The sequence below is a fragment of the Pantoea trifolii genome (assembly GCF_024506435.1).
Classification (GTDB): Bacteria; Pseudomonadota; Gammaproteobacteria; order Enterobacterales; family Enterobacteriaceae; genus Pantoea; species Pantoea trifolii.
Genome location: NZ_JANIET010000002.1, coordinates 111979 through 127019, shown reverse-complemented (window position 1 = coordinate 127019; position 15041 = coordinate 111979). Strand labels below are relative to the sequence as shown.

The 15041-nt window shown below is 54.5% G+C and carries 14 protein-coding genes; 6 read left to right on the top strand and 8 right to left on the bottom strand.

All coding sequences use genetic code 11. From position 1 onward, the window contains the following. Nucleotides 1-157 precede the first annotated feature (157 nt). Genes NQH49_RS19965 through NQH49_RS19950 form a run of 4 tightly spaced genes read right to left on the bottom strand, consistent with a single transcriptional unit; the run spans nucleotide 158 to nucleotide 4439 of the window. On the bottom strand, nucleotides 158-1102 hold the full coding sequence (locus NQH49_RS19965; RefSeq protein WP_256698506.1) for an ROK family protein: 945 nt from the start codon (nucleotides 1100-1102) through the stop codon (nucleotides 158-160). After that, nucleotides 1099-1965, bottom strand: coding sequence for an ABC transporter permease (locus NQH49_RS19960; RefSeq protein WP_256698505.1), 867 nt, complete (start codon nucleotides 1963-1965; stop codon nucleotides 1099-1101). The genes NQH49_RS19965 and NQH49_RS19960 overlap by 4 nt, the downstream gene beginning before the upstream one ends. Next, nucleotides 1965-2885, bottom strand: a complete 921-nt coding sequence (locus tag NQH49_RS19955) for an ABC transporter permease (RefSeq protein ID WP_256698504.1) — start codon at nucleotides 2883-2885, stop codon at nucleotides 1965-1967. Before NQH49_RS19955 ends, NQH49_RS19960 begins: the two co-directional genes overlap by 1 nt. Before the next feature lie 18 nt (nucleotides 2886-2903). Then, nucleotides 2904-4439, bottom strand: a complete 1536-nt coding sequence (locus NQH49_RS19950) for an ABC transporter substrate-binding protein (RefSeq protein ID WP_256698503.1) — start codon at nucleotides 4437-4439, stop codon at nucleotides 2904-2906. A gap of 201 nt (nucleotides 4440-4640) precedes the next feature. On the opposite strand from NQH49_RS19950, the gene NQH49_RS19945 reads away from it, so the two are divergent. From NQH49_RS19945 to NQH49_RS19935, 3 genes are read left to right on the top strand one after another with little or no spacing between them, the layout of a single operon-like run. After that, nucleotides 4641-5774, top strand: a complete 1134-nt coding sequence (locus tag NQH49_RS19945) for an ROK family transcriptional regulator (RefSeq protein ID WP_256698502.1) — start codon at nucleotides 4641-4643, stop codon at nucleotides 5772-5774. Between the two features lie 11 nt (nucleotides 5775-5785). Beyond that, the gene (locus tag NQH49_RS19940; RefSeq protein WP_256698501.1) at nucleotides 5786-7228 is read left to right on the top strand and encodes a M81 family metallopeptidase; all 1443 of its coding nucleotides are present in this window, start codon (nucleotides 5786-5788) and stop codon (nucleotides 7226-7228) included. Nucleotides 7229-7230: 2 nt separating this feature from the next. Beyond that, complete coding sequence (locus NQH49_RS19935; protein WP_372340043.1) at nucleotides 7231-9027, top strand: ABC transporter ATP-binding protein; 1797 nt, start codon at nucleotides 7231-7233, stop codon at nucleotides 9025-9027. Between the two features lie 69 nt (nucleotides 9028-9096). On the opposite strand, the gene NQH49_RS19930 is transcribed toward NQH49_RS19935, so the two are convergent. Further along, nucleotides 9097-9477, bottom strand: coding sequence for a tautomerase family protein (locus NQH49_RS19930; RefSeq protein WP_256698499.1), 381 nt, complete (start codon nucleotides 9475-9477; stop codon nucleotides 9097-9099). Next, nucleotides 9477-9785, bottom strand: a complete 309-nt coding sequence (locus NQH49_RS19925) for a carboxymuconolactone decarboxylase family protein (protein WP_256698498.1) — start codon at nucleotides 9783-9785, stop codon at nucleotides 9477-9479. Before NQH49_RS19925 ends, NQH49_RS19930 begins: the two co-directional genes overlap by 1 nt. A 99-nt stretch (nucleotides 9786-9884) precedes the next feature. On the opposite strand from NQH49_RS19925, the gene NQH49_RS19920 reads away from it, so the two are divergent. Next, nucleotides 9885-10784, top strand: coding sequence for a LysR substrate-binding domain-containing protein (locus NQH49_RS19920; RefSeq protein ID WP_256698497.1), 900 nt, complete (start codon nucleotides 9885-9887; stop codon nucleotides 10782-10784). Between the two features lie 109 nt (nucleotides 10785-10893). On the opposite strand, the gene NQH49_RS19915 is transcribed toward NQH49_RS19920, so the two are convergent. Further along, nucleotides 10894-11106 (bottom strand): hypothetical protein, encoded by a 213-nt coding sequence (locus NQH49_RS19915; protein WP_256698496.1) that lies wholly within the window; start codon nucleotides 11104-11106, stop codon nucleotides 10894-10896. A 366-nt stretch (nucleotides 11107-11472) separates the two neighbouring features. On the opposite strand from NQH49_RS19915, the gene NQH49_RS19910 reads away from it, so the two are divergent. Then, nucleotides 11473-11763 (top strand): hypothetical protein, encoded by a 291-nt coding sequence (locus NQH49_RS19910; RefSeq protein WP_256698495.1) that lies wholly within the window; start codon nucleotides 11473-11475, stop codon nucleotides 11761-11763. Between the two features lie 75 nt (nucleotides 11764-11838). Here the strand turns inward: NQH49_RS19910 and NQH49_RS19905 are convergent, their stop codons facing one another. After that, nucleotides 11839-13113: a Glu/Leu/Phe/Val family dehydrogenase gene (locus NQH49_RS19905; RefSeq protein ID WP_256698494.1), complete on the bottom strand. Its 1275-nt coding sequence runs from the start codon at nucleotides 13111-13113 to the stop codon at nucleotides 11839-11841. Nucleotides 13114-13606: 493 nt separating this feature from the next. On the opposite strand from NQH49_RS19905, the gene NQH49_RS19900 reads away from it, so the two are divergent. Then, on the top strand, nucleotides 13607-15034 hold the full coding sequence (locus NQH49_RS19900; protein ID WP_372340042.1) for an amino acid permease: 1428 nt from the start codon (nucleotides 13607-13609) through the stop codon (nucleotides 15032-15034). Nucleotides 15035-15041: the final 7 nt, after the last annotated feature.

Here is a 15041-nt window from a genome sequence, read left to right as displayed (position 1 = left end):
TCAGTCAGGATCGTGATTGCCTGAAACAATCATCGTCAGGACTGAGAAGAGTGAGCGGCATATGATAGCGCAAATATGGGTGAAGGGTTGGCGTTACGGTGCGGCAGCGCTTTGGCAGAGGTCGCCATGAATGGCGACCCTACAAGGATTGGTGCGTTTATGCGCGCCTGGTTAAATCACGCGCCAACAGGGCCGCGCCCATCATGCCGCCGTGATGCGCGAACTCGCCTGGCACCACTAAGCGATGCGCGGTGCGGCTAAGCACGCAGCCCTGCACCACCTCATCTAACGCCGCGATCAACGGAGCCACCGATGCCAATCCGCCGCCAACCGCCACGCGTGACGCGCCGGTGATGTTGATGCTGTACGCCAGCGGCTGCCCGACAATTTGCAGCCATGCCTGAATGGTTTGCTGCGCCTGCGCCTCCTGCTGCTGCCAGCTTTCAATGATTTCTACGCTGCTTGCCGTGCGGTCATGCAGCGTTTGATGCAGATTTTCCAGCCCACGTGCGCCACCGTAGCTGTCAAGACAGCCTTTTTGGCCGCACGGACAGGCCTTGCGCGGCAATCGACGCGTGACGCCATCGATCTCCACTTCGGTTAGCGTGATCGGCCCATGTCCCCATTCGCCGGTCAAACCGTTCTGCCCGGTGATGATGCGGCCATCCGCCACCAATCCGCCGCCAACGCCCGAACCGAGAATCGCGCCAAACACCACTTTGTGCCCTTTGCCCGCTCCCGCCAGCGCTTCCGCCAGCGTGAAACAGTCGGCATCGTTATGCACAATCACCTCGCGTTGCAGGATCGCGCCAAGCTCTTTTGCCAAACTGCGCTGATGAAACGCGGGAATATTGCTGGCAAACATCTCGCCGGAATCGGGTGCCACAATGCCGGCGGTAGAGATCGCCACCGGACTGCTGGTAGTAAAATGCAGGTGATGTTGGGCAATCATACGGCTCACCAGCGCGGTGAACTCGTCCCAGCTTGTCGCCGGGATTTTTTGCTGATCGAGAAGAGTTAATTCACCCTGCGCGTTCATCACGCCTAGCTTAATAAAAGAACCACCCAGATCGAGGCAAATCACCGCAGATTGTTTACTCATAAACGTTTATCCATCACATCGCGCAAACCGTCGCCCAGCACATTGAAGCCCAGCACGGTAATCAAAATCGCCAATCCGGGGAAGAGTGACACATAAATATTCAGGCCGAGGAAGTTGCGCCCATCGCTCATCATGGTGCCCCACTCTGGCATCGGTGGCTGCACGCCTAAACCGAGGAATGACAGGCTGGCGGCAGACAACACCACCGCGCCCGCCGTCAGCGTCGATTGCACAATCAGCGGGCCAATCGAGTTGCGCAGAATATAATGGGTAATGATGCGCGGATAGCGCACGCCGAGCATGTGCGCCGCTTCGATGTACTCCATGTTCTTCAGGCCCAGCGTCAGGTTACGGCTCAAACGCGCATAGACAGGAATCGAGAACAACGAGATGGCGATCAGCATATTGGTCAGTCCTTCGCCGAGCACGCTAACAATCAAAATCGCCAGCACGATGCCGGGAAAGGCGAAGATGATATCCATCACCCACATGATCAGCGCATCAATTTTGCGTCCGGCTAAGCCAGAAATGATGCCAAGCGGAATGCCGATAACCATTGAAATTGCTACGCTCAAGCTCACTTCAAACAACGTAATGCGCGCGCCGAAAATCACGCGCGAGAAAATGTCGCGGCCATAATCGTCGGTGCCAAACCAGTGCGCGGCCGACGGCGCTTGCAAGGTATTAAGCAAATCCTGCTCCACCGGATCCCAATGCGTAATCAGCGGAGCCAGCGCGGCGGCGAGCACCACCAGCAGCACCAGCGCACCGCCGATGGCAATGGATGGATTGGCTATCAGGATGCTGAGCAGGTGTCGGCTGCGCGAACGCGGCGGCAGCACAGAAGTTTCAATGCTGTTCATCAGTCGAACCTTATTTTTGGATTGAGCAGGCCAATCAGGATTTCGCCGGCCAGATTCATCAGCACCACGCCGGTAACCGCCACCAGCGTCACGCCCTGAATCACCGGATAATCGCGGTAGCGCACCGAATCCACCAACAAGCGGCCAATGCCAGGCCAGTTGAACACCGATTCGGTCACCACCGCGCCGCCAATCAGGCTGCCGAAGTTGAGCGCCACGATGGTCACAATCGGGATCAGCGCATTACGCAGCGCGTGCTTCCAGTTAATGCTGGCAGAGGATAATCCCTTGGCTTTGGCGGTGCGGATGTAATCCTGGCTCAGCACATCCAGCATGCTGGAACGCGTCATGCGCGCAATCATCGCCATCGGCAAAATCGCCAGCGTGACAGTCGGCATGATGTAGTTTTTCCACGAATCAGCACCTAACAGCGGTAACCAGCCCAGCTCAACGGCGAAGTAATTCAACGCCAGCAGCGCCAGCCAGAAGTTGGCAATCGACGCACCGGCAATGGTCAGCACCATCACAATTTGATCGGGAATGCGCTGGCGATAGATGGCGCCGGTCATGCCTGCCGGCACACCAATCGCAATCGCCAACAGATACGCCAGTGCAGCCAGCGATAAGGTGTACGGCAACCGCTCGCTGATCTCGGTCATCACCGGACGCTGCGACTGCAACGACAAGCCAAGGTTGCCGTGCAGTGCTTCCGCCGCGAATTTGACATATTGCAGCGGCAGCGGCCGATCCAGCCCCAGCCGCACGCGCATATGGTCCACCGCTTCCTGCGGCGCTTCTGGTCCCGCCATCAGCCGCGCCGGATCGCCCGGCAGCGCGCGGATGGCGATAAACACGATAATCGACACGCCGAAAATGATTAACGGCAGCGAAAGCACCTTTTTTGCGACGTACGCTTTCATATCACATCAACCATTGGGTTATTGCTTCACCGCGTCGCGTACGACGATTTGTCCGCCGGGCTGCATCACTACGCCGCTGATATTTTTACGTGCGGCATAGAGATCATCCTGATAGAACAACAGCACCTGCGGCGCTAATCCGCTGATCTGTTTTTGCGCCTGGAAGTAGAGATCTTTGCGTTTAGCATCGTCGAGCGTCGATGCAGCGGTGTCGATCAGATCATCGGTTTGCTTGTCGCTAAAGAAGCCGAGATTGGCCCCGCCCGGCGCAAAGCTACTGGTGTGATAGAGCGGACGCAGCTGCAGATCCGAACCATACAAACCAGAAGACCAGGACGCCAGCACCGCATCGGTGCTCTGCGCAGCTTTCTCTTTGCCATCGGCAAACGCCGCTTTGGTCCACACGCCGCTCTCCATCTGGCGCACGTTGAGTTTCACGCCGATTTTGCTCCACATGCCCTGCAGCACTTGTGCGGTACGCGCATCTGGAGCCTGCACCGCGATCGACATTGGGAAACCGTCGGCGTAGCCCGCCGCTTTCAGCAGATCTTTGGCTTTTTGCAGATCATACGGATAGTCATGCAGCGCTTTGTCGTAGTTCGGATCGACCGGTGCCAGCGCGGAGTTCGCCGGTTGTGCATAACCAAACATGATGGCTTTCACCAGCGCCTGCTGGTCGGTGGCGAGATTCAGCGCCTGACGTACGCGCACATCACTCAGCGCTTTGCTTTGGGTGTTGAGATCGACCCAGAACACCGCCGCACCCGGCGACTGTTTGAGATTAACGTTAGCGTTGTTTTTCAACATGCCAGCAAACTGCGGCGGCACCGGGTTAATAATATCGACCTGCCCCGATTGCAGCGCCATATTCATCACTGAAGGCTCGCTGCTCCACATCCATTTAATTTCATCCGGACCGGAAGATTTCCCCCAATAGTCGGGATTCTTTTGTTCAAGCACATATTCGCCGGATTTGTACTGCACCAGTTTATAAGGACCGGTGCCGTCGGCTTTATTGTTAATACTGCCCGCTTTATCCGCCGTTGGACTCACCATTAATCCCGGACCGGAGGCTAAAACAGTTAAAAAGGCCGGGTTAATTTTTTTTAGCTGAAACGTGACAGTGAGATCGTCTTTTTTCTTCACGTCCTGAATAAAGGTACGAATTTTCCCGCTACCGGCTAAACCGCGCTGCGAATTTAAATGACGCTGGAAGTTTTCTACCACCGCATCGGCATTAAATGGCGTGCCGTCGTGGAATTTCACATTTGGCCGCAGGGTAAAGGTCCAGTTAAGTCCGCTGTCATCGGATGTCCAGGATAATGCCAGCGCCGGAATGATTTTGCCGTCATCACCGAGACGCGTCAGGCCTTCGTACATCGGGTCCAGCACCGTGCCGGTGAAGGTCGCGGTTTGGTTGCCGGGGTCCATGCTGCGCGGTGGTTCGTTTTGCATGATCACCAGTTGGCTGGCAAATACGGAGGCGCTTGCCATCGACGCAATTAAACAACCGGCCAGCGTCAGTACCTTGAAATGCTTGTGTTTGCTTTCCATGAAGACCCTCAATGAATCATTGAAACGATCGGTGAAATATCCACGCTATATAAGCCACACTCGCTAAACAAAAGCCAATAGGTTGGTTCATATAATTTACTTATAATCAGATCTGCATTCAGAAATTTAACTAAATATCGTTGTATTTGTTTTCTGTCCTTATTATTGTCAGCGCATAGTGCTAACGCCGTGAGAACCTCAATGCTCAATGCCCACCAGCAACAAATTCTGCGCTTACTTATTGCGTCGCATGGCATGAGCCGCACCGCGCTTGCGGAAAAAATGAAATTAAGCAAAGCCGCAATTAGCCCGCTGGTGAAAGAGATGCTGCAGGCTGGATTGCTGGAAGAGAGCGTTCCGGAATCCAGCGGTCAGGGTCGTCCATCGGTGTTATTAAAAATGCGTGCCGATAGCGCCTATTTTCTTGGTGCCTCGCTGCTTGGCGAGCGCGTGGTGTTAGTGCTGATTGATATGCACGGCCGCACGCTGGCCGCCACGCAAATGCCGTTGAATCTCGATCCGCCGCAGCTGGCAAAAATGATTGCGGCGGCGATTCCCGAACTGATTGCGCAGAAATCGATTTCGCAAGATCAGCTGATCGGGTTGGGCGTGACGCTGTCCGGATTTGTCGATGAACATCAGGCGATTTGCGTGCAGTCGGCGCTGCTGGGCTGGAAAAACGTGCCGCTGGCGGAACTGTTGAAACAGCAAACCGGGCTGGAAGTGTCGTTAGAAAACGATGCCAAGGCGTTAGCGGTGAGCGAGAAGATTTTCGGCGTGGCGAAAAAGGCGCGCAACTTCACCCTGATTTCACACGGTGACGGCATTGGATCGGCGCACTTCTTTCAGGGCCAGCTGCACCGTGGCGCACACGGCGCTGCCGGTGAAATCGCCCACTGCACCATCGAACCTGGCGGACGTCCGTGCCGCTGCGGCAAACGCGGCTGCCTCGATACGCTGGCCTCGTTAACCGCCATCCGCGAAAGCGTGCGTGACAAAGCGCTGGCGAGTGAATCGATCGCCGAGCTGGAAGCGCTGGCGGTGAAAGGTAACAGTGCGGCGATTGCCATCTTGCATCAGGCCGGTCATGCGCTGGGCTTGTCGATCGCCAATATCATCCAGATGAACGACCCCGAATTAATTGTGATTGCACATCAGCCCGATTCGTTTGATGGCTTGCTGAAAACCGTGGTGATGCAGGCAATCGACAGCCATGTGCTGCCGTCGATCATCGGCAAAACGCCGATCGCCAGCATGGCAATCAACGAAGAGAGCTGGGCCAGAGCCGCAGCCAGTGTGGCGGCGTATCGTTTTATCATTCACTTACCCGACTAGCGGAGGCTGCTATGCGCATTGCTTTTGGTGGAATTCATACTGAGTGCAGTACTTATAATCCGGTGCTGAATTATGCCGACGACTTCCGCATCGTGCGCGGGGATGAACTCACCACCAACCCTTACTTCGCCTTTCTGCAGGATTATGATGCCGCGTTTCTGCCGACCTTCCACGCGCGCGCCATCGCCGGGGGTCCGGTAGCGCGCATCACCTACGACGATTTTAAGCAGGAATTCCTGACGCGCCTCGCAGCACATTTGCCGGTGGATGGCGTCTATCTCGCCATGCACGGCGCGGTCTATGTTGAAGGCATGGAAGATGCCGAAGGCGACTGGATCAGCGCCACGCGCGAGTTGGTCGGCGCGGATTGCCCGATCACCGTGAGCTACGATCTGCACGGCAATGTCACGCAGCGCATCATTGATGCCATCGATATGTTCTCGACTTACCGCACCGCGCCACACATTGATGTCGAAGAAACCATGCGCCGCTCGGTATCGATGCTGGTCAAAAGCCTGCAAACCGGCATCAAACCCGGCGTGGTGTGGGCACCGATTCCGGTGGTATTACCTGGCGAGCGCACCAGTACCGAAGATGAACCGGCTAAGAGTTTGTACGCCCGTTTGCCCGCGATAAACCAGCTGGAGCATATCTGGGACGCCTCGCTGATGGTCGGCTACGTCTGGGCCGATGAACCGCGCGCCACCGCCGCTGCGATCATGACCGGCACCGATGCCGATGTGCTGGCGGAACAGGCGGCAAAACTGGCGCTGGCTTACTGGCAGGCGCGCGATGAATTCAGCTTTGGCTGCGTCACCGGCAGCATTGAAGAGTGCGTCAGCATGGCTATCGCCAGCGAAACCGCGCCGGTGATTCTGGCCGATTCCGGTGATAATCCTACCGGCGGCGGCGTTGGCGATCGCGCGGATGTGTTGGCGGAGCTAATTCGCCGGGATGCACAGGGCGTTATCGTCGCCGGTATTACCGATAAACCCGCCACCGATGCAGCATTTGCTGCCAGCGTTGGCGCAACCTTAACACTGACCGTTGGCGCGTCGCTCGATCCGGCCGGTGGCAAAGTGCAGGCCGAATTTGTGGTGAAGCATCTCAGCGACGATCCGCGTTCGCTGGCGAAACAGGCGCTGCTGCAAACCGGCGGCATTACGTTGGTGGTCGCCGATCGTCGCCGTCCATATCACAACCTGGCGGATTTCGCCCTGCTCGGCCTCGATCCTGCCACCGCTAAAATTGTGGTGGTGAAGTCGGGTTATCTGTCGCCGGAACTGGCTCCGCTGGCGAATCCAAACCTGATGGCGCTGTCGGAAGGCGTGGTCGATCAATATGTGGAACGCCTAACCCGCAAACGCAAATTGCAGCCCGCCTATCCGTTTGATACGGATTTCAGCTTCCTGCCGGTGAGCAGTTTGTCTGCACGCTTTGTGAAAGCAAAATGAATATGTCAGCCTCAGCAGTCGCACCGGTGCTGCGCATCGAAAATCTGACCGTCGCCTTCCGCGTCGACGATCAATGGCGCGAAGTGGTGAAAAACCTGTCCTTAACCGTTAACGCCGGTGAAACGCTGGCGATTGTGGGTGAATCCGGTTCGGGGAAAAGCGTCACCTCAATGGCGATCATGCGCTTACTCAACATGCGCCACGCGCGCGTCAGCGGCAAAGTGCTGCTGAACGGCGTTGATCTGCTGACGCTGAGCGAATCCGCCATGCGTGATATTCGCGGCAATGCGGTGGCGATGATTTTTCAGGAACCGATGACTAGCCTGAATCCGTCGTTCACCATCGGCAATCAAATTGCTGAGGCGCTGATCAATCACCGCAAAATCAGCAAACGCGCCGCGCGTGAAGAGACCATTCGACTGCTGGAGAAAGTGCGCATTCCCAATGCGGCGAAACGCTTTAATGATTATCCGCACCATTTTTCCGGCGGCATGCGCCAGCGCGTGATGATAGCGATGGCGCTGGCGCTGCGTCCCAAACTGCTGATTGCCGATGAACCGACCACCGCACTGGACGTCACCATTCAGGGGCAAATTCTTGACCTGATTAAGACCTTGCAGGAAGAGGAAGGCACGGCAGTGCTGTTTATTACCCACGATATGGGCGTGGTAGCGGAAGTGTCAGATCGCACGCTGGTGATGTATCAAGGTGATGTGATGGAAACCGGCACCACTGCCGCGATCTTCTCCGCGCCCGCCGCCGATTACACCCGCACGCTGATTGCCACCGTGCCGCAGCTTGGCGCAATGCGCGGCATTGCTGGGCCGCGTAAGTTTTCCTTTGATGAGCACGACGCGCCTGATGCTAGCCGCGTATCCATATCGCAGCAGCCGCTGCTGTCGGTGAAAAATCTCAGCACCCGCTTCAGCATCCACGAAGGCGTGTTCAGCCGTAAAACCGGCGCGGTACATGCGGTGGAAAACATCTCATTTGATTTGATGCCGGGCGAAACCTTGTCGCTGGTCGGTGAATCCGGCTGCGGAAAATCCACCACCGGACGTTCGCTGACGCGCCTGGTTACGCCCGACGCGGGCGAAGTGGCTTTTGATGGTTACGACGTGCTGAATCTTTCTGCTCACGAGCTGCGCACCTTGCGCCGCGCCATGCAGATGATTTTTCAGGATCCGTTTGCCAGCCTTAATCCGCGCATGTCGGTGCTGGAAGCGCTCACCGAACCTTTTCTTCAACACCGTTTAGGCAGCAAAGCCGAGGCGCGTGCGAAAGCCGCTTCACTGATGGAGCGCGTCGGATTATCCGCCAGCATGATGAAACGCTATCCGCATGAGTTTTCCGGCGGACAGCGCCAGCGTATCTGCATCGCCCGTGCGTTGATGCTCGATCCGAAAATGATCATCGCCGATGAATCGGTGTCGGCGCTGGATGTCACGGTAAAAGCGCAAATCATCAATCTGCTGCTCGACCTGCAGCAGAGCCTCGGCTTGTCATATCTGTTTATTTCACACGATATGGCGGTGGTCGAGCGCATCAGCCATCGCGTGGCGGTGATGCTGCTCGGTGAGATCGTCGAAATCGGCCCGCGCGCGGCAATTTTTGAAAATCCGCAGCATGATTACACGCGCAAACTGTTGTCGTCGGTGCCGGTGCCCGATCCGGCGCGCCGCCATGTGAAGCGCCAGATTGACATCAGCGAACTGAAAAGCCCGGTGCGTGCGTTGGGATTTGTGCCTGAAGCGCGGCGTTATCGCGAAGTGAGTGACGGGCATTGGGTGATGGAATAAGCGCTTTTGTAGGGTGCGCATTCATGCGCACCTGGTAGAAGGTCGCCATGAATGGCGACCCTACGGCGCTTACAACTCAAACATCTTTCCGCCGCTGAAACTCCAGTCTCCGAGCTTGGTTTGCTGAATAATGATCATCAAATCATGGGGATCAAGATTGAGCCGCTGCTGCAGGCGTTCGCTCAGCACACGATAAGTTGCGCGCTTCTGTTCCGCACTGCGCGGTTTTCCTGCCACGATGTTCAGCAACACATAGCGCTCGCTACGACCGCCGCTGAGATAGTGGCGATCATAAATAAAACGCGGCGCCGCCAGCGATTCAATTACCTGGAAACGATCGTCGGGCGGTACGTTGAACTCGGCGACCAGCACCTCATGCAACGTGTCCGATAAGATTTGCAGATCGGCATCGCTCCAACCGTCGCGCACGGTGATTCGGGTCAATGGCATCAGTTGTTCTCCTGTTGCAGCAAAGCCAGTGCGGTGACCGCAACGGGCCATCCGGCGTAGAACGCCTGATGAGTAAATAACTCCACCAGCTCTTCACGACTCAGTCCATTCTGCTGCGCAAATTCAAGATGCCACGGCAGTTGCTGCTCGCGGCCCAAAGCGCTGAGCGTGGCGAGCGTGATCAAACTGCGCTCACGCGGTGACAGCACCGGCCGCTGCCAGATATCACCAAACAACACCTGCTGGGTTAACTCGGCTAACTTCGGTGCGACCTGCTGTAACGAATCGCGATCCAGTGGCTTACTCATGATTTTCTCCGGCATTGAATAGGCAGCGATTGTGGCGCGCTGCTACAATCCTGAAAATCATATTATTCAGGACTCATAGTCCCGCTTTGAAGGATGGTTATGGAGAAGATTCCGGTCTCGCTTGATAGCGATGCGCTGCGCAGTTTTGTGTTGGGAATCGAGTGCGGCAGCTTCGCGCTGGCGGCGCAGCAGCTGTGCCGCTCGACGTCAGCGGTTAGCGCCCAGTTAAAAAAGCTGGAACAGCAATGCGGTATGGCGCTGGTGACCAAACGCGGTCGTCATCTGGCGCCCACGCCCGGCGGCGAAATCTTGCTGAGCTATGCGCGCCGTCTGCTCAGCCTGAATGATGAAGCCTGGCGCGCGGTGCGCGGCGAGTTGTTGCAGGGTGATGTGCGTATTGGCATGCAGGAAGATTTCGGTGAGTCGCTGATGCCCGGCATTCTTGGCCCATTTAGCCGCCAGCATCCGAGTGTGCGTATCAGCGCACGCGTCGATCGCAATCAGCCGTTGTTACAGGCGATGGCCGAGCAAAGTCTAGATATGGTGCTACTGTGGCAAGGCGATAATTTACCCGCACAAAGTGAGTTGCTGGGCCAGACGCCGCTGGCATGGATTGGCGCGCAAGAGTTTGATATCCGCGCCCTGCTCGCACGCAATGAACCCCTACCGCTGGTGATGTTTGAAGCGCCATGCCTGATGCGTACACGTGCGCTGAACGTGCTGGAACAGGCTGGACTCGACTGGCGCGTGGTGTTTACCAGCCACAGTTTGAGCGGCGTCTGGGCAGCGGTGCGGGCTGGATTAGGGATCACCTTGCGCAGCCAGATCGGTTTACCTGCTGGATTGCATGCCCTGAACGCTCAACTGCCCGCCGTGGGAAGTATGGGTATCGCACTGTGGCAACATAATGCTAACGATGCCGCCCAGCAAATGCTGGCGCAGCTTACGCGACATGGGGTGGCGGGATATCTTCCGCTTATCAAACCGACATTAACGTGAAGCTGGGATAAAGCGGAGAGGTGCGGCCCATTCCTGCTAGTTTCCGCCCGGCACGCTTCAGTTAAATCAAACCTTCCGCTGCTATTTTACAGGTAAAATGTTTCCCGCATTATTCTTTCATACACAACAGACAAAATACCGCTCGGCTATTAGGATGATGAGTGTGGAAATATTGCCAGGCGTGTTCCGGTGAATAAAAAGATCCCATAAAAACACGATTATCGTAGGCCGGTGCCATACGACAGCTTTCACGGTGCAAGTCGCAGCAACCCTCGCTATCTGCCTGAGCAAAGACGTAAAAATCCGTTGTAGGTAATTTCATCCGCGACACCTCGTGGGCAGAGATAAATATTAATGAATAAAAATCTTTAAAATCGCCCGTTGCGGATACTATTTTTGAACTTTTTAGCAACCAGCTCACAGTGAGCTGAAATTAATTATAGCCTGCGAGAAACCTGCTGTCTTTAATAAAATAAAAAGAGATTATTTAACCAGAGCGCAATAAAATTGAAATTTAAATAATTATATTTAATTCCCCCTTTGTCGTTACGCTTAACAGGGCCAACATTTACTGTTAATGGCGGTGATTATTTATGAATATCCACTAAGATTTATCTTAAAAAAAAGATCTCCATTTTCGATCATTTAAACTTAAGTAAACTTAAATTTAAACACCGGAGATAATACTATGTTCAGTTACACTATCCGTGTCGAATTAAAAGACCCCACCGCTGGCACGCAAATAGAACTGCTGTATGCGATGCTTGAGAATGGTTTTGCGCGCAGTTTAGTCTGTGAGAAAGGTTATGCGTATGTGTTACCCACCAATGAATACGTTTATGTAGGTAGCGAGAATATAAGGAGTTTAACTGACAGAATTGTCACTTTGGTGAGTGAATTTAGCGAAAATCCTTCGGTGATGATTACCCAATCAGCCGCGAGGTGCTGGTCAGGGCTGCGTGGCGTAAACCTCGCATGAAAGATAAGATAAACGCCCTCTCATGGCAAAGACGGCGTTTATCAAACAATTTAAACAAACTTAAAATTTAATTAATTAGCCCGGATAAATACCGCGATCTTTACGTGCCAGCAGAATGCGCTCGCAGGCAACAATATAAGCAGCAGTACGCAATGAGCAGCGCTTTTCAGCGGCCTTATCCCAAACGTGCACCATCGCTTCCGTCATGATGCGATCCATACGCTGGTTAATCTCATCTTCACTCCAGAAGAAGCTCGCCATATCCTGAACCCATTCGAAGTAACTTACCGTTACCCCGCCTGCGTTGCAGATTACATCTGGCACCACCTGCACCCCACGACTCGCCAGCATGTCATCCGCATCCGGATACGTTGGACCGTTAGCCCCTTCCAGCACCAGTTTGGCACTGATGATTTCGGCGCGCTCGCGGGTAATTTGCCCTTCCAGCGCAGCCGGGATCAGGATATCCATGGCGGTGGTCCAGAACTGCTCTCTGTCGATCTCACGCGCACCTGGGAAACCGGCAATCTGTTTATGTTCGATTTGCCACGCAGTCAGCGCGGCTAAATCGATGCCGCCTTCGTTGAGTAAGGTTGCGGTGTGATCCTGAATCACGACCACGCGCGCACCGGCTTCGGCGAACAGCCGCGCTGCTTCGCTACCTACATTACCAAAGCCCTGCAACGCCACGCGTGCGCCTTCAATGGTAATGTTGGAGCGTTTTGCCACTTCACGACCGGTTATAAATACGCCACGGCCCGTGGCTTTCTCACGGCCTAACGAGCCGCCAAGATGAATCGGTTTACCGGTGACAACGCCGGTAATGGTGGTGCCGTGGTTCATCGAGTAGGTATCCATCATCCAGGCCATGACTTTGCCATTGGTGCCGACGTCGGGTGCGGGAATATCTTTCTGCGGACCAATAATCAAGCCGATTTCACTGGTGTAGCGGCGGGTTAAGCGCTCCAGTTCACCTTCAGACAGCGAGTGCGGATCGACGCGAATACCGCCTTTTGCGCCGCCATAAGGCAGGTTAACCGCCGCACATTTGATGGTCATCCAGGCTGACAGCGCCATCACTTCATTCAGGTCAACTGCAGGATGGTAACGTACGCCCCCTTTGCCCGGTCCGCGCGAGAGATTGTGCTGTACGCGATAGCCCTCAAAGTGGCGAATCGAGCCGTCATCCATCTGCACCGGGATGTCGACAATCAGCGTTCTTTTGGGATGACGCAGGGTTTCGATCCAGCGAGACAATTCACCAAGATGAGGCGCAACGCGGTCAATTTGGCTCAGGTAGGTAGTCCAGGGAGATGTACTGCTTTCAGAAGCGTAAGATAACTTTTCCATGAGAAGCCTGTAGGTTCAGAGTTATTTATATTGAAAAGACGTGGAAAGGTGATGCATTGCACTAGACGGAAAGTAATTTAACACCTTTTAAGAAAAGCGGGTTGCGTTGAATAAGGAGGATTTAACTTTTTAGATACAAAAATTCGTGAAAGAGTGAATAACTAAGCATTAAAAAAGCCCCTCATATGACGCATATTTATGCGAATACTATTCACTAAATTGCATAAAATTGGATTTTATTCCTATTTTTCAGTTCTTTGATGGCTATCAAAAAGTGAATAAACTGTTATTTTTCCGCATTGACTTTGTTAACTCACGCCACCACGATGAGTAAAACCTAGCCGGAAACCTCCATCATGAATTAGCGTTTCATTAATTTCGTTTTTCTTTCATCTATTTAAGCGTGTCTCTTTAAGGTTCAACTCCTTATTTGCCATTGATGCTTGCGGGCAGGCATCGTCATGTGTCTTTTTGCCAGACTGAAGGAATCAGTGTGTCTAACAAACCTACACAAGAGCAGATTCAGCCTGCTCGGACTCACGACGCCTCGCAAAAACTGCAGCGAGGACTGAGCGAACGTCATATTCAGATGATCGCGCTGGGCGGATCGATCGGTACCGGGCTGTTTATGGGCGCGGGACGTAATATTGCGGTGGCCGGAACCTCGATATTAATCATCTATATTCTGGTCGGCTTCTTCAGCTATATGGTGATGCGGGCGATGGGCGAAGTGCTGCTTAGCCGGCTCGACTATCGCTCATTTGCCGATTTTGTTGGTGATTATCTTGGGCCGAAAGCCAGCTTCTTTCTGGGATGGTCGTACTGGCTAAGTTGGGTGGTGACCTGTATTGCGGATGTGGTGGTGTGTGGCGCGTATATGCAATATTGGTTCCCGGAAATGTCAGCGTGGATACCCGCGTTGTTCACCCTCGGCATTCTGTGTCTGTTTAACATGTTGTCGGTGAAGGCTTTTGGTGAAGCTGAATTCTGGTTTGCGCTGATCAAAGTGATTACCATCATCGCGCTGATTATCACCGGCGGATGGATGGTGTTTAGCGGCTGGACCTCGCCGGATGGCGTTAAAGCTTCAGTGCATAACCTCACCGATCCCGCCGTGTTTATGCCGCATGGCATCACCGGTTTTCTTGCTGGTTTCCAAATCGCGATTTTCTCTTACACCGGCATTGAGCTGCTCGGCACCATGACGGCAGAAACCCGCGATCCCGAGAAAATTCTGCCGCGTGCAATTAACTCTCTGCCGCTGCGGATTGTGATTTTCTACATGCTCTCGATGATGGTGATCATCGCGGTGACGTCATGGCAAGGCGTGTCGCCGGATACCAGCCCATTCGTGACGCTGTTTGCCAAAGCCGGATTGCCCGCGGCGGCGGCGATCATCAACTTCGTGGCGCTCACCTCGGCAATGTCTTCCGCCAACAGCGGCGTCTACTCCAGCACCCGCATGTTATATGGCTTGTCCGTCGAGAAGCATGCGCACTGGCAGTTCCGTATTTTGTCGCGCACCACACGTATTCCGCTGCGCAGCCTGCTGTTCTCCTGCTTCTGCATGCTAAGCGGCACCTTGCTGCTGTTCCTGGTGCCGAATGTGACAACGCTGTTCACCATCGTTTCAACGCTGGCCGCGATTCTGGTGATCTATTGTTGGGGCATGATTCTGGTCTCATATCTTGTATACCGCAGACAACGTCCGGATCTGCATCAGAAATCCAAATTCAAGATGCCCGGCGGCAAAGTGACGGCCTGGGGAACACTGATTTTCTTCCTGTTCTCGGTGGTGATCATGATATTTGATCCCGACACGCTCGCTGCATTAGCTGCTTCACCGGCGTGGTTTATTGCGCTGTGGCTGTGTTGGAAGATGAAGGAGAAGCGGAAAACGGCAGTGAAGGTAGCGGCCTGATCGGGCC

Coding starts and splice junctions, on each gene's coding strand:
- NQH49_RS19910 (WP_256698495.1), top strand. CDS start 11,473: ATGTTCAGTTACACTATCCGTGTCGAATTAAAAGACCCCACCGCTGGC.
- NQH49_RS19935 (WP_372340043.1), top strand. CDS start 7,231: ATGTCAGCCTCAGCAGTCGCACCGGTGCTGCGCATCGAAAATCTGACC.
- NQH49_RS19955 (WP_256698504.1), bottom strand. CDS start 2,885: ATGAAAGCGTACGTCGCAAAAAAGGTGCTTTCGCTGCCGTTAATCATT.
- NQH49_RS19950 (WP_256698503.1), bottom strand. CDS start 4,439: ATGGAAAGCAAACACAAGCATTTCAAGGTACTGACGCTGGCCGGTTGT.
- NQH49_RS19905 (WP_256698494.1), bottom strand. CDS start 13,113: ATGGAAAAGTTATCTTACGCTTCTGAAAGCAGTACATCTCCCTGGACT.
- NQH49_RS19940 (WP_256698501.1), top strand. CDS start 5,786: ATGCGCATTGCTTTTGGTGGAATTCATACTGAGTGCAGTACTTATAAT.
- NQH49_RS19945 (WP_256698502.1), top strand. CDS start 4,641: ATGCTCAATGCCCACCAGCAACAAATTCTGCGCTTACTTATTGCGTCG.
- NQH49_RS19925 (WP_256698498.1), bottom strand. CDS start 9,785: ATGAGTAAGCCACTGGATCGCGATTCGTTACAGCAGGTCGCACCGAAG.
- NQH49_RS19920 (WP_256698497.1), top strand. CDS start 9,885: ATGGAGAAGATTCCGGTCTCGCTTGATAGCGATGCGCTGCGCAGTTTT.
- NQH49_RS19915 (WP_256698496.1), bottom strand. CDS start 11,106: ATGAAATTACCTACAACGGATTTTTACGTCTTTGCTCAGGCAGATAGC.
- NQH49_RS19930 (WP_256698499.1), bottom strand. CDS start 9,477: ATGCCATTGACCCGAATCACCGTGCGCGACGGTTGGAGCGATGCCGAT.
- NQH49_RS19965 (WP_256698506.1), bottom strand. CDS start 1,102: ATGAGTAAACAATCTGCGGTGATTTGCCTCGATCTGGGTGGTTCTTTT.
- NQH49_RS19960 (WP_256698505.1), bottom strand. CDS start 1,965: ATGAACAGCATTGAAACTTCTGTGCTGCCGCCGCGTTCGCGCAGCCGA.